The sequence below is a fragment of the Elusimicrobium sp. genome (genome assembly GCA_015062115.1).
Lineage (GTDB): Bacteria > Elusimicrobiota > Elusimicrobia > Elusimicrobiales > Elusimicrobiaceae > Avelusimicrobium.
The window spans coordinates 1-13763 of the sequence record SUVG01000006.1; the positions used below are offsets into that span (position 1 = coordinate 1).

The following is a 13763-nucleotide window of genomic DNA, read 5'->3' on the forward strand; positions in this document are numbered from 1 at the left end:
CACTTCGTAAGAAGTGCCTTATCAAATGGTGGACCGGAAGGGACTCGAACCCCTGACCTCCTGCGTGTAAAGCAGGCGCTCTACCAACTAAGCTACCGATCCGTCTACATTTATTATAGCAAATAAATTTTCAGCGCGCAAAATTTTCTTTTTCGCGGGGCAATTTATTCCGTGTAATTCTATTCTTCCACTTTGGGGGTGGTGCGTGCCCACTCGTCGGCTTCCGGCCCCCATTTATCTTTTACGGCTTGCGGAATTCTAAAAATGATAGCGGTGCATTTGGCCGAAACAGTGCCGTCCGGCAAGACAATTTCGGCTTCCACTTGTGCGCGAGATCCGCCGTCGCGGAGTACGCGGCCTACCGCTTTTAACGGAGTGTTGGTGGGGGTGTTGTGTTTGTACACCACTTCCATTTTAAGCGTAACCATTAAGCGTTCAAAGTTGTTATCAAGCATAATGGCGCGGCCGGAGGTTTCGTCCAAAATCGTGGCGATAATTCCGCCGTGTACCGTGCCGGGATAGGAACAATAATTATCGCCTAAAGTAAACTCGGTTTCCACCTGTTTTTCATCGTAGTTATTATACCACTCCAATTTAAGTCCAAAGGGGTTATTCCGCCCGCAGGCAAAACATTGTAGAGAAGTGGGTTGACGAAGTTTCTTCATAAATTCTCCTTATAAAAATATTATACTTTTTTGCTACACTTAACTTATGAAGAAATTTGAAACCGAATTTAAGTGGGACGCTTCTGCCCCGTACGCATTTGCACGCATGTTGGGGGCTATGCGAAAAGTGGCGGATAAACAATGCGTTTCCGCTCCCGATTACCTGCAAATAAAAGATGTATATTTAGATGCTCCCGACGGAAGACTGCAAAAAGAAAAAATTGCCTTACGCGTGCGGAACACAAACGGAACTTTTGAAATTACATACAAGACCCGCACGGAAGTGCTGAACGGAAAAGCTATCCGCCGCGAAGAAACTTTGCCTTTGCCCAATGTGAAAAGTTTATCGGGTGCCCTTCATTTCTTAAAAGAAAAAAAAGCGTGGGAAGGAATCTTGCTTACCGATTTATTGCCTTTATTTTCTATTTCAAATCGTCGTGTGGTACGCTTGATTAAGTGGCAGGGGAGTGCGTTGGAATTATCATTTGATAGATGCGTAATTCGCGCCGCCGACCGGCAAACCAAGTTAAAAGAAATCGAACTGGAATTGAAAAGAGGCCCGACGGAAAAACTGGAAGAATTTGCCTCTCAAATTATGAGATTAAGCGGGTTGCCTTTTTCCAAAAAATCAAAAGTAAAAACGGCCACGGCTCTACTCAACGGAGGGGAAAAATGAACGCAATTTTTGCACTTTTTTTTAGTTTGCTTGCTCCGGGGGCAGGCCATGTGTTTGTGGGAAATTTTACGGAAGGCATTTGCATCGGGTTACTTTTTGCTTTGTGGAAAAGTGCTGTTTTGCCGCTGGGGATTCGGGTCTTGCGCATTACGGAATTGGAAAAACTGTTGAAGTATTTTTATGTGTGTAACTGGCTGTATATTTTGCTGGTTTGTTATGCGGTTTTTTCCGCTTTTTGGCGCGGCTTTTGGTGCGAAGACGGACACTTTTTGTACGCTTTTTTGTTTGCAATTTGTTTAATTGTTACATATAAAAATACATTTAATCGCGTAATTTTTACAATGCTTTGCGGACGCACCGGAATTTACGATATGGTACGCAGTTCCAGGAATATTCCGTCGGGAGAAAAAGAAAAATAATTTTTTAGACGGGGAAAAATGGACTTGATTTTTTTCAAAAAATTATTTTACGACGAGAAATTTGTTGCAATATAAAATGATTTGTGGTATTATTTTTATGAGGTTAAAACTAATTGTCTCAGGAGAGCAAAAATGGCTGTGAAAAAAACCGTGAAAAAAGTAGCCGCCAAAAAACCGGCCGCTAAAAAAGTAGCCGTAAAAAAGGCTGCCGTGAAACCGGCGAAAAAAGCGTGTGCCAAAAAAGCCTGCGCCAAAAAAACCGTGAAAAAAGTGGCTGTTAAAAAAGCCGCTGTAAAACCGGCAAAAAAAGCCTGTGCCAAAAAAGCCTGCGCTAAAAAAACTTGTGCTAAAAAAGTAGCCGCCAAAAAACCGGCCGCTAAAAAAGTAGCCGTAAAAAAAGCTGCCGTTAAAACCACTAAAAAAGTGGCTGCCAAAAAACCGGCCGCTAAAAAACCGGCTAAAAAAGTAGCCAAGAAAAAATAAGAAAGTTTTAGACAAAAAACCCCGCTCAATCGAGCGGGGTTTTTTGTTGGATAAGGCAAGTTAGTCAATCTTGTAGAACTTGGCGATAATGTCCCAGGCTTCTTCGGCCGTTTCCACAATTTGGCACGATTCGGCTTCTTCGGGAGAAATGACCCCGTAAGAGGACAAGGCTTTAATGTTTACAACATCGTTCCAAAATTCTTTGCCGACAAGCACTATCGGAATTTCCTGTTTTTTGCCCGTTTTAACCAAGGTTAAAATTTCAAACAGTTCATCAAACGTACCAAATCCGCCAGGGAGCACCACAAATGCTTTGGAGCGCATCACCAGGTGGAGTTTGCGGATAGCAAAATAATGGAACAGGAACGACAAATTTTTGGTTAAGTATTTGTTGGGGTGTTGTTCGTGCGGGAGGGTAATGTTGAACCCGATACTTCTGCCGCCGTTTTCGAAAGCACCGCGGTTGGCCGCTTCCATAAGGCCGGGGCCGCCGCCCGTTACAATGGCAAAGCGGTCGCCTGCTTTTTCTACTACCAATTTGGCGAATTTGCGGCCTTCTTCGTAGTATTTGCTTAAGCGCAAAAGGCCTTTGGCTTCATATAAACGATTTTGTAAATTTTTATCGTCGGGATTTTGGGCCAAAGCGGCTTCGGCATCGGCCACTTTCTTTTTGGCTTCTTCTTCTTCGCGCACGCGCGCACTGCCGAAACACACAATCGTTTCGTTGACATTAAAGTGTCTCAAATAGATTTCCGGTTTCATTACCTCAAGTTCCATGCGAATCGGGCGCATGATATCTTTTTTGAGGAGGGGGATATCTTCGTACGCTTTAATATAAGAGGGATCTACGTCAATGTCTTTATAATCTTTTGTCATAAGAACCTCGCTTATTTTTTCCAACGTAAAATTTCGGCGGCAATTTCGTCCGCGCTTAGATGCAGTTTATCATATAATTGGGCCGATTTAGCGTGTTCCACAAATTCATCTCCCACGCCCAGGCGCAACATTTTGAAGTCGGCCTGTTTGTCGGTTAGGTATTCGGCCACGGCAGACCCGAAACCGCCGGCGAGCATATTGTCTTCCACGGTTACGATTTTTTTGGAAGATTTTAATGCTTCGTCAATAATTTGGGTATCCAACGGGTGAGCAAAACGCATATTTACTACGCCCGCTTTGATTCCTTTTTCCTGCAATTTTTCGGCGGCTTGCAAAGAGGGGTGAACTCGATTGCCGATAGCCAAAATGGTTACGTCCTTGCCTTTTTTAAGCCACTCCCCTTTTCCGATAGGTAAGGCTTTGAGTTTTTCGTCTCTTCCTACACCAAAACCGGCTCCGCGCGGATAGCGAAGCACGAACGGAGCCTTGGCATCAAAAGCCGTTTTTAGCATGTGTTGCAGTTCGTTTTCATCCGCCGGGGCGGCGATAATCAAATTGGGGATACTGCGAAGGAAACTTAAATCAAACACCCCGTGGTGGGTGGGGCCGTCTTCCCCTACAACTCCCGCGCGATCCAAGGCAAACACGACAGGTAAGTTTTGCAAAGCGATATCATGCAAAATTTGGTCGTAACAGCGTTGGGCAAAGGTGGAGTAGAGGGCCACTAACGGTTTGATGCCGTTGGCGGCTAAACCGGCCGCAAAGGTGGCGGCGTGTTCTTCGGCGATACCCACATCAAAGTAACGGGTGGGGAACTTGTCGCGGAAGGTATCCAACCCGGTGCCTTCCGGCATGGCCGCCGTGATAGCGTTGATTTTTTCGTCTTCTTCGGCCAATTTCACAAGCGCATCGGAAAACGCTTTGGTAAATGTAACCGTGTTGGACGAACCCAACGAATCTCCGGTATCTACATCAAAAATGCCGATTCCGTGGAATTTGGTGGGCTTTTCTTCGGCGGGTTTATAGCCTTTTCCTTTTTTGGTTACCACATGGAGCATGACGGGGCCTTTAATGTCTTTTACATTTTCCAAGGCTTCAATCATGTCGTTAATGTCGTTGCCGTTTACGGGGCCGAAATAGCGGAAACCCATTTCTTCAAACAAAGTACCCGGGAAAAGAATAGAACGCGCGCGCTTGGCTAATTTGGCGGCGTTGTTGCCTACTTCGTCAAAGCGTTTCAAAAAGTTTTCGGCTTTTTCTTCGGCCAGTTGAACATATTTGGTGGTAAGGAGTTTGGTTAACGCTTTCCCAAGCGCGCCTACACGCTTGGAAATAAACATTTGGTTGTCATTTAAGATAACGAGTAAATCGGAGCGTAAGAGTCCCGCATTTTGCATGGCTTCATAGGCCATGCCGCCCGTCATACAACCGTCTCCCACTACGGCGATTACCTTGGAGCCGTCTTTTTTCTGGTCGCGTGCCACGGCCATGCCGAGCGCGGCGGAAATGGCGGTGGAAGCGTGCCCGACGCCGAAAGTATCGTATTCGCTTTCATGGCGTTTGGGGAAACCGCTGATGCCGCCTTTCGTGCGAATTTTTACAAATTCTTTTTGGCGGCCGGTTAACAGTTTGTGGGCATAGGCCTGGTGGCCCGTATCATACACGATTTTATCTTCGGGCGTGTTGAACACATAGTGAAGAGCGGTAATAATTTCCACCGCACCCAAACTGGAACCCAAGTGACCGCCGTTTTTGCTGGCGGTATCAATAATGACTTGGCGCAATTCTTCGCACAAAGTGGGGAGGTGTTCTTTTTTGATAAGGCGCAAATCGCGCGGACTTTGGATACTGGGCAGTACTTTCATAAAACTCCCTTACTAGTAAGTTCTCGTTTTGAAAAACTCCGCCATTTCATATAACGGCCACAGGTTTTTCTTTTTTACATTTTTGAGCGCGTTGAGTGCTTTTTGGGCATTTGCAATCAATAGTTGCGCGTGCTTGCGGCTGCCTTCCAAACCATACAGGCTCACAAAAGTGAGTTTGCCGTTTTGGGCATCGCTGTTGGATTTGCCTAACTGCTTGGCAGTGGCGGTAACATCTAAAATATCGTCCACAATTTGGAACACGAGCCCGATGCAGTTGGCATATTTTTTGATGTTGGTTAAATCGGTGCCTTTCGCTCCGGCCAAGAGGGCGCCCGTTTCCACGCTGCCGCGGATTAACGCACCTGTTTTATTGGCGTGAATATAGTTCAAAATATTTTCGGGGGTGGTTTCTTTTACCGATTGCGGGAGCATAAAATAGTGAAGAGATTTATCCGCAAGCGGTTTGGAAGTTTTGCGCAGTTTATCGGCGCGGAAGCTGTGGGCATCGTGAGTGCCCATACCTTCAGCATACACATCGGCTGTTTGACCGCCTACCATACCGGAAGCCCCGGCGCAGTTGGCAAAATTGATGAGGGCTTTGATGGTATTTTCGGCCCCGACGGCTTTTACATTTCCGTTTTGGGCAAAAACCTCAAACACATAGGTCAACATGGCATCTCCCGCCAACAGGGACAAGTCTTCCCCGAATACTTTGTGGTTGGTGGGTTTGCCTCGGCGCAGGTCATCGTTATCCATAGACGGCAAATCGTCGTGAATCAAAGAATAAGTATGGAGCATTTCCACCGCACACGCAGCCGGCATAACATCAGCCGGTTTTTTACCGAAGGCTTCTGCCGTTGCCATAAGCAGTACCGGGCGTACGCGTTTGCCGCCGGCTTGGAGAGAATAATCCATCGCGTCCGTCAAAATGCGGGGCGAATTTTTAATTTTTCCAATGTATTTGGAAAGGTTTTTTTCTACCAATTTGGCGCGTTCTTTTAAGTAGGTGTTAAAATCGTTCATAATTTATCCTTGTAAATACGGCATAGTGATACACCTTTCTATTATACCTTAATTACCGGGGAAAGGGGTATTGAGCCGAAAGTATCCTTTTTATATATAATGAGGTTATGGTAAAACTAAACCGGCCGCATATTGGCCTTTTCGGAAAAATGAACGTGGGGAAAAGTTCCCTGATTAACGCCCTGACGGGGCAAGCGGTATCCGTAGTGGCCGAACAACCGGGTACCACCACCGACCCCGTTAAAAAGATTATTGAAATTTTAGGGGTAGGCCCGGTGGTGATAGTGGATACGGCCGGGGTAGATGATGCTTCCGCCTTGGGTGCGCAACGGGTGGAACGCACGCGCGAAGCGTTAGACCAGGTAGATTTGGCCATTTTGGTATTTGCCGGACAGTTTGATTCTTACGACCAAAGTTTGATGGAAACTTGCATTGCGCGCAAGGTGCCGTTTTTCTTCGTACACAATAAGAGCGATTTACAAAAATTAAATGTGGAAATCGAAGGGGCCGATGTGGTGGAATTTTCCTGCAAGGAACCGCACCTGCCTATGCTGATTAACAAAATCAGGGAGCACCTGCCGAAAAGTTCTTATATGCAGGATACCATTTTGGACGATTATGTCCGCCCCGGGGAGGAAGTGGTGTTGGTTATCCCGGTAGATGCATCGGCTCCGGAAGGGCGGCTTATTTTGCCCCAAGTGCAAACGATTCGCAACTTGCTTGATATCGGGGCGGTGGCGGTGTGTTTGAAAGATACGGAACTGCGCGATTATATGAAAACCCACTCCCCCAAATTGGTGGTAACCGATTCCCAGGCGTTTGCGTATGCCAGTTCGGTAGTGCCTATTACCACGCCGCTAACGAGTTTCAGTATTCTTTTTTCACGGGCCAAGGGAGATTTTGATGCCTTTTTGGCGGGCACACGCACCATTGACCGTTTGCAAGATGGTGACAAAATTTTAATGTTGGAATCTTGCACCCATACCGTTAATAAGTGCGATGATATCGGCCGGGTGAAAATTCCTTCCTGGCTTAGTAAGCGGACGGGTAAAAAGTTGAAATTCAAATTTATTTCCAATTTGGATCCTCTCCCCGAAGATGCGGATACTTATGCCTTGGCTATCCAATGCGGCGGGTGCATGGTAACACGCAGCCAAATCATGCGCCGTTTGGAGATATTAAAAGAAAAAGGAGTTCCGCTCAGTAACTACGGGTTGGCAATTGCTTATTGCCACGGTATTTTTGAGCGCGTAACCGAAATTTTTAGGAAAAAAGGAATGTAAGCGTTGGTTAAAAATTTAAGTTTTACAGCAAAAGAAGGAGAATATATATGAAAATATCCGTTATGAAAATAGGGATAGTATTGTTAGCGTTTGTGTTATTGATCGGGGGAGGGGTGAGTGCTGCCCCTGTGGAGGATACTCAAGCAACCGATGCCAGCGAAGAAGAAAACTCGCAAAAATGGCGTGTCAGTTTTTATGGTATGGGCGATCCATGTGAAGCTACACTCCATTCTAATGCTCTCTTTTGTGCTGCTTATAAAGGAGATATTGCAAAAGTAAAGGAATTATTAGCATCCGGAACAGATGTAAATACCACTAATTCGCATGGTTACACGGCCTTAATATTTGCTGTTAAGGCTGAACAGACAAAAATGGTTAAACTGTTGATAAAGGCCGGTGCTGATGCAAATATCATAAACGACTCGGTAGAAGACACTACTGCTTTAACAATTGCAATAAAGAAAAATAACCTAAAAATTATGAAATTGTTGCTGGAAGCCGGCGCAAACGCAAATGTAGCGGATGAGGGAGGCCAAACTCCTTTAGAATTGGCAGTCGAAGCCAATAATCTGAAAATGGTAAAGATGTTAATAGAAGCAAATGTAAATTTAGAAAAAAATTTCGACTCTGTTTTAATCCGTGCAACCAAAAATGGTAACACGAAAATGGTTAAACTGTTGTTGAAGGATAAGGATGGTTTTTTATTGGATGAAGCGCTGGTAGAGCCGATATTGTATGCATTTGCACACAACCATCATAAAATCGCAAAAGCGTTGATAGAATCTTGTTGGGATGAGACATTGAAAGACAAATGTAGCGGCGAACAGGCCGGTACTGACCGAAACTGCTTGCAGGGACTAATACAAGGAGTAGTAGGAAGAATTATATTCGCCTCTGTAAAAAACGAGGGTACTGATCAAGAATGTATGGAGAAAGATTTATCCCGAAATCCAAGGCTTTTAATTCGTGCTAGCAACGCCGGGCATGCAGAAATGGTAAAACTATTACTGGAAACCGTTGCAGACGAAGCTTCTAAGTCAATATCCATAAATCCTTGGGGGGAAAAATCATGTAAGTCGGCATTTGCAGAGATGCTTGAAGCTGGAGAAATCGCATTGTGGAATGCTAGTTATGGTGGCTATACGGAAGTGGTAAAACTGTTGTTAGATTTTGGGGTTGACGCAAATGTTACAAACGAATACAATCAACCTCCTCTGCTTGGGGCAAGTGTACAAGGCCACACGGAAGTAGTGAAGTTGCTATTAGAACATGGGGCAGATGTGAATTGGGAGAATCACGGTTGGACTCCTATCGTGTTTGCTACTTTAAACGACCAAACGGAAGTTGTAAGGCTATTGATATCGGCCGGGGCCAAGTTGGATGTTTATGGAATGATTGGCCAATCCCTTGCGACTGTTGCCATGCTAGAGTCTTCCGATGAAACCGTAAAAATCCTGCTGGATGCGGGAATGAATGTAGATTTTGGAGGTCCGCTGGGCCTCACTGCTTTAGTTCACTTAAGTCTCCGGGAAGAAAAAGCAGAAAGAATTAAATGGTTGATAGCGTTAAATGCAGATGTGAATAAAAAGAGTGCCTGGGGAACGCCCTTGACGCTAGCCAGTGAACATGGTTGCGTAGAAAATGTAAAAGTCTTGTTAGAAGCCGGTGCCGATGTAAATTTAACGGGTAGAGAGGGAAAAACTGCCTTGATGCTGGCTCAAGGAGGCGAACAGAAGGCCAAAAAAAGCGGGGATCTGGCGAAAGAACTCGCCTACGAGGAAATTGTAAAGTTGCTTATTGAGGCCGGTGCCAAATAAACGATTATCAAATATAAGATGCGCTTCTTAGGAAGCGCATTTTTATGGAGAGGTACTCGGCAAAGGAGCGGGTTGCCCGCGGATATAAATTTGCTAATATATACATTATGAATAAGAAACAAGCCGTTTTGGTCGTTTGTACCAACCGAAAAGCCTATCACGATTATTTTATTGAAGATACCTACGAGGCCGGGTTAGAACTTTTAGGTGCGGAGGTGAAGTCTATCCGCCAAAAAGAACTCAGCCTGGAGGGGAGTTTCGTGCGGGTGGAAAACGGCCAGGCGGTTGTGCTGAATATGCATGTAAAGCCGTACAAATTTAACTCGTTAACCGAACCCGACCCGACCCGTACCCGTCGGTTACTCTTAAACAAAAAAGAATTGCGTAAATTGGAAGCCAAAGCAGAAATAAAAGGCTATTCGCTCGTTCCGGTGGAAGTGTATTTCAAAAACGGGTGGGCTAAAATAAAACTGGCCGTTGCCAAAGGCAAACACCTGTTTGATAAGCGCGATGCACTCAAAAAGCGCGATTTGAACCGCGAAATGGAAAAAAACTTCAAAAATAATATCCGTTTTTAGCAGGACCAAACAATTTAATTAGGGAGGATACATGAAAAAAATAATTGCAGACGAAACTGCCGTGGCACGGCAACTGGATAGACTAGCCTGTGAAATTTTGGAACGACACCCGGACTTAAATACCTTTTGTTTGGTGGGAATCAAAACCCGCGGCGCTTACATTGCCCAGCGCCTGCAAGCACGCATTGAAAAACTCTGCGGAACAAAACCTGCTTTGGGCGAATTGGATATTACTCTCTACCGCGATGATTTAACCCAAGTAGCCGACGATCCGCAAATGAAAAGTACCGACTTGGGAACGGATATCAACGGAAAAATTGTTATTTTGGCTGATGATGTGCTTTACAGCGGCCGCACGATTTTGTGTGCCTTGGCGGCCCTAAAACAATTCGGTAAGCCGGCAAAAGTGGAATTTTTAACCATGATTGACCGCGGGCACCATACTTTGCCCGTCTGTGCCGATTTTGTAGGTCGCACCGTTCATACGGAAGCGGACGATATTATCCATGTCCACTTAAAAGAACGCGACGGCGACGATATGATTGTGCACAATGTGGGCGGCCAAAACGAACGCTAGTTTTTTATTTCTCCGCCGTGTAACCCGGGTTAAACCGGGGCTGTTTTTCCTTGCCAAAGCACGGCGCAATATGGTAACATATCTGTAATTGGGCGGGTGGCGGAATTGGCAGACGCGTACGGCTCAGGACCGTATGGACGAAAGTCCTTAAGGGTTCAACTCCCTTTCCGCCCATTTTATTTTTTGGTTTTACAACATGAGAAAGAATGCCTTATATCGTCCGTCAGCATATCCTTTAGGTAAAAAAAAGCGTGTTGCGCGACGGAAAAAAGGGTCGTTCTTTTTTTTTATTAAGTGTCTTATCCTCCTTGTGGTTGTGGCGGCCTTGTTGTTTGGCGGGTGGAAAGCCCTTTCGGCCGGCTACCAACTAATCGTTCAATCTAAAATTTCCAATTGGCACGCAAAGACCGTGTCCGTTTCCGGCTTGACGGGGAAACTGGGGCGGGAAGTGTATGCCCTTGCCAAACCCTATGAGGGGAAACCCTTTTCTATCAAAGATGCCGTAGCCTTGCGCGAGCAGATTATCAAAACGTACCCTATGCTAAAGGAAGTGCGGGTAAAAAGGGGCCTTTTGGGTGGCAAGTTAAAAGTATCGGCCCAACGCCGTGTGCCGCTTGCCAAATTTTCCCTTCCCGATAGAAGCGTAAAATATATCGATGCCGACACCACTATTTACACCGATTCCAACCCGGACTTGTTACAAGAAGTTCCTCTGGTGGAGTTGGAAGGTGTCGTGCCGGAAAAAGTGGGACAGGAGTTTGTGGAACTTTTGGAAAGTACGCTGAAACTGGAAAAACAGTTAGATTTTGAATTTTTGCGTATGAATTTGAAGGAAAATACGGTGCGTATGCATATGCCGGACGGTTGCATTATTGATTTCGGCCCGGCGGTACTCCTCAAGAAAAAAGCCCTTCATGCGGCGGAAATACTGGATTATGCCAAGCCACGTTACAAGCACCCGTTCCTTATCAATTTTGAATTTTACGAAGACGGAAAAGTTTTTTTAACACAGAACGCCCATTAAATTTTATAATAGAATTTAAGGTATATTTTTTAGGTGGTTTTTTTATGGCTAAAACAAACATTATTGCAGGGTTGGATATCGGTAGCGGCAAGATGACTTGTGTTGCCGTGGCACACGATCCGGAAACACATACATTAAAAGTTTTGGCGGGGCGCAGTATCCCGTGTAAAGGGTTGAAAGGGGGGGTAGTGGCCGATATACGCGAAACCTCCACCGCAATAAACCATTTGTTGGGCGGAATCGAACGCGAGTGCAACCAATCTATCGGCAGTTTATATGTGGCAATTCGCGGGAAACATTTGTCTTCGTTCTGTAATCACGGCACCTACAACATCGCCCGTATGGATAAAGAAATTAACCAAGTGGATATGGACTCGGCAGTTGAAAATGCCAAATCTATGCCGATTAAAAGCGACAACGAAATTGTTAATGTTATCCCTCAAAGTTATACCGTCGATAAACAAAAAGGTATTAACAACCCGGAAGGTATGGAAGGTTCTTTGCTCGAAGTAGATGTGCATATCACTACGGGGTCTTCTTCCCATATTAGAAATTTGAAAAAATCTATCGAACGCTCCGGCTATAGAGAGGACGACTGCCTTTACGGGTTGGTATCCTTGGCCGACACGGTGCTTACCCAAGAAGAAAAAGAACGCGGAACTTTGATTTTGGATTTGGGCGGCGAAACGATGTCTGTGGGTATTTACATTGAAGGTAATTTGAAGTTTTCGCGCGAAATTCCCGTCGGGTGCGATTTAATCACGCAAGATTTGGCCAGTGTGCTCTATACTTCCCGCCAAAATGCCAAAGAAATCAAAGAAAAATACGGGGTGGCCTTCCCTACTTTCTTGGACGAAGAAGGCGAAATCCCGGTTCCTTCTTTGGATGGACGCACCTTCCAAAATATCAAAAAGAGTTATGTGCTTGATATTATCCAACCTTGCGTGGAAGAACTGATTGAAAAAGTGGCCGAGTGTGTGGAATCTTCCGGCTACAAAAACTATCCCATGGTAGGGGTGGTAACGGGCGGCGGGTCGTTGATGCCCGGCATTACGGACCATTGTGTCAAAATTTTAGGCTTAAAACAAGTGCGTTGCGCTACCGTTCAACGCGACTTGGTTACCAGTGATGATGAGTTTTTTGACCCCCAATACAGCACGGCCATGGGGCTTGCCATTTATGCGGCGGAAAGAGGAGACTACAACGATTATGCCGGTAATTCTTACGATAAAGGCGGTTCCTTTTTCAGCAAATTGGGCAAGTTGTTCAAAAATGTAGATATTTTCGGCGGTTGATTTTAGACGGAGTACGAAATGAGAGATTTATTTATGCCGGCCGACTCGTTTGAAAGCAAGAAGGCCAAAATAAAAGTAATCGGTGTAGGTGGCGGTGGCGGAAATGCCATTAACCACATGGTTGCTTCCGGTTTGAAAGATGTTGATTTTATCGCCGTCAACACGGACGCGCAAGATTTGCGCCGCAACAGTGCGCCGTATTTGGTGCAAGTGGGCGAAAAAATTACTAAAGGTTTGGGCGTCGGCGGAGATCCGGAGAAGGGAAAACGCGCGGCGGAAGAGTCCAAAGAAAAATTGAAACAAATTATCGGCCAGTGCGATTTATTATTCATCACGGCCGGTATGGGGGGCGGAACCGGAACGGGTGTTGCCCCGTATTTGGCTAAACTGGCCAAAGAACTGTATGGGGACGACTTACTGGTAGTAGGGGTTGTTACGCGGCCTTTTAATTTTGAGGGCTATGTGCGCGAAAAACAAGCCGACGAAGGTATCCAAGAAATGCAAAAGCATGTGGATTCCATGATTATCGTTCCCAACGAAAAACTTTTTGCCAACATTGATCCGGAAACATCTTCTAAAGATGCTTTCCAGATGGTAGATGAAGTGCTTTTACAGGCCGTCAAAGGAATAGCGGAAGTAATTACGCAACCCGGAGAAGTAAATATCGACTTTAACGATATTCGCAAAGTGATGGCCAAGTCGCATAAATCTCTTATCGGGATTGGCGAAGCCAGCGGCCCCGGACGGCATTTGCAAGCCGTTAAAAAGGCGATTTCTTCGCCTTTGTTGGAAAATGCCGATATTCGCGGAGCAAAAGGGTTTATCGTTCACTTTTCCGCCGAGGATAACTTGCCTCTCTTGGAACAAGGGGAAGTGATGAACTTAATTCGCCAATATGCCAGCAACGATTCTATCATTATGTTCGGCCAAACATATGATGCTACCTTGAACGGGGTGTTCAAAGTAACGGTTATCGCTACGGGTTTCAGCGCAGAGAAGGCCAATGTGTTTAACACGCGCCGCGTTACTGCGCCGGAGTCACCGATGCCGTCTGCTCCGGCTATGCCGGCGGAGTCTATCCTTTCTTTCCCGGAAGATAGCCGCTTATCCGACCCGGCCAGCACCATGCGTATCCCGGCGTTTTTGCGCCGTAAACAAAACCGACACTAAAGGAGAGAAACT

The 13763-nt window shown here is 45.7% G+C and carries 14 protein-coding genes and 2 tRNA genes; 11 read left to right on the forward strand and 5 right to left on the reverse strand.

The window, feature by feature from the left end; genetic code table 11:
* Window positions 1-26: 26 nt before the first annotated feature.
* Together E7027_05270 and E7027_05275 are read right to left on the reverse strand one after the other, a co-directional pair.
* A tRNA-Val gene (locus E7027_05270) sits at window positions 27-102 on the reverse strand.
* A 77-nt stretch (window positions 103-179) separates the two neighbouring features.
* Window positions 180-665, reverse strand: coding sequence for a PaaI family thioesterase (locus E7027_05275; GenBank protein MBE6421520.1), 486 nt, complete (start codon window positions 663-665; stop codon window positions 180-182).
* 46 nt (window positions 666-711) lie between these two features.
* Between E7027_05275 and E7027_05280 the strand changes: the two genes are divergently transcribed.
* The 3 genes from E7027_05280 (at window position 712) to E7027_05290 (ending at window position 2243) form a co-directional block, all read left to right on the forward strand.
* Window positions 712-1341 carry a CYTH domain-containing protein gene (locus E7027_05280; GenBank protein MBE6421521.1) on the forward strand — a complete coding sequence of 210 codons (630 nt, stop codon included), beginning with the start codon at window positions 712-714 and terminating at the stop codon, window positions 1339-1341.
* Window positions 1338-1760 carry a hypothetical protein gene (locus E7027_05285; GenBank protein MBE6421522.1) on the forward strand — a complete coding sequence of 141 codons (423 nt, stop codon included), beginning with the start codon at window positions 1338-1340 and terminating at the stop codon, window positions 1758-1760. The genes E7027_05280 and E7027_05285 overlap by 4 nt, the downstream gene beginning before the upstream one ends.
* 132 nt (window positions 1761-1892) lie before the next feature.
* Window positions 1893-2243: a histone gene (locus E7027_05290; GenBank protein MBE6421523.1), complete on the forward strand. Its 351-nt coding sequence runs from the start codon at window positions 1893-1895 to the stop codon at window positions 2241-2243.
* A 60-nt stretch (window positions 2244-2303) separates the two neighbouring features.
* Here E7027_05290 and E7027_05295 read toward each other — a convergent pair whose 3' ends face one another.
* From E7027_05295 to E7027_05305, 3 genes are read right to left on the reverse strand one after another with little or no spacing between them, the layout of a single operon-like run.
* Complete coding sequence (locus tag E7027_05295) at window positions 2304-3119, reverse strand: TIGR00730 family Rossman fold protein (GenBank protein ID MBE6421524.1); 816 nt, start codon at window positions 3117-3119, stop codon at window positions 2304-2306.
* A gap of 11 nt (window positions 3120-3130) precedes the next feature.
* The gene (locus E7027_05300) at window positions 3131-4984 is read right to left on the reverse strand and encodes a 1-deoxy-D-xylulose-5-phosphate synthase (GenBank protein ID MBE6421525.1); all 1854 of its coding nucleotides are present in this window, start codon (window positions 4982-4984) and stop codon (window positions 3131-3133) included.
* A gap of 12 nt (window positions 4985-4996) precedes the next feature.
* On the reverse strand, window positions 4997-6007 hold the full coding sequence (locus E7027_05305; protein MBE6421526.1) for a polyprenyl synthetase family protein: 1011 nt from the start codon (window positions 6005-6007) through the stop codon (window positions 4997-4999).
* Between the two features lie 107 nt (window positions 6008-6114).
* Between E7027_05305 and hydF the strand changes: the two genes are divergently transcribed.
* The 8 genes from hydF to ftsZ all read left to right on the forward strand — a co-directional run bounded on the left by hydF (window position 6115) and on the right by ftsZ (window position 13751).
* Entirely contained in the window at window positions 6115-7290 is a 1176-nt protein-coding gene (gene hydF / locus E7027_05310; protein MBE6421527.1) for a [FeFe] hydrogenase H-cluster maturation GTPase HydF, read from the forward strand.
* A 47-nt stretch (window positions 7291-7337) separates the two neighbouring features.
* Window positions 7338-9107: a hypothetical protein gene (locus E7027_05315; protein ID MBE6421528.1), complete on the forward strand. Its 1770-nt coding sequence runs from the start codon at window positions 7338-7340 to the stop codon at window positions 9105-9107.
* 107 nt (window positions 9108-9214) lie between these two features.
* Window positions 9215-9685, forward strand: a complete 471-nt coding sequence (gene smpB, locus E7027_05320) for an SsrA-binding protein SmpB (protein MBE6421529.1) — start codon at window positions 9215-9217, stop codon at window positions 9683-9685.
* A gap of 31 nt (window positions 9686-9716) precedes the next feature.
* On the forward strand, window positions 9717-10262 hold the full coding sequence (pyrR, locus tag E7027_05325; GenBank protein MBE6421530.1) for a bifunctional pyr operon transcriptional regulator/uracil phosphoribosyltransferase PyrR: 546 nt from the start codon (window positions 9717-9719) through the stop codon (window positions 10260-10262).
* A gap of 90 nt (window positions 10263-10352) precedes the next feature.
* A tRNA-Leu gene (locus E7027_05330) sits at window positions 10353-10436 on the forward strand.
* A 142-nt stretch (window positions 10437-10578) separates the two neighbouring features.
* Window positions 10579-11286 (forward strand): hypothetical protein, encoded by a 708-nt coding sequence (locus tag E7027_05335; protein MBE6421531.1) that lies wholly within the window; start codon window positions 10579-10581, stop codon window positions 11284-11286.
* Window positions 11287-11330: 44 nt separating this feature from the next.
* Window positions 11331-12581: a cell division protein FtsA gene (ftsA, locus tag E7027_05340; protein MBE6421532.1), complete on the forward strand. Its 1251-nt coding sequence runs from the start codon at window positions 11331-11333 to the stop codon at window positions 12579-12581.
* 18 nt (window positions 12582-12599) lie between these two features.
* Window positions 12600-13751 carry a cell division protein FtsZ gene (ftsZ, locus tag E7027_05345; GenBank protein ID MBE6421533.1) on the forward strand — a complete coding sequence of 384 codons (1152 nt, stop codon included), beginning with the start codon at window positions 12600-12602 and terminating at the stop codon, window positions 13749-13751.
* Window positions 13752-13763 lie beyond the last annotated feature (12 nt).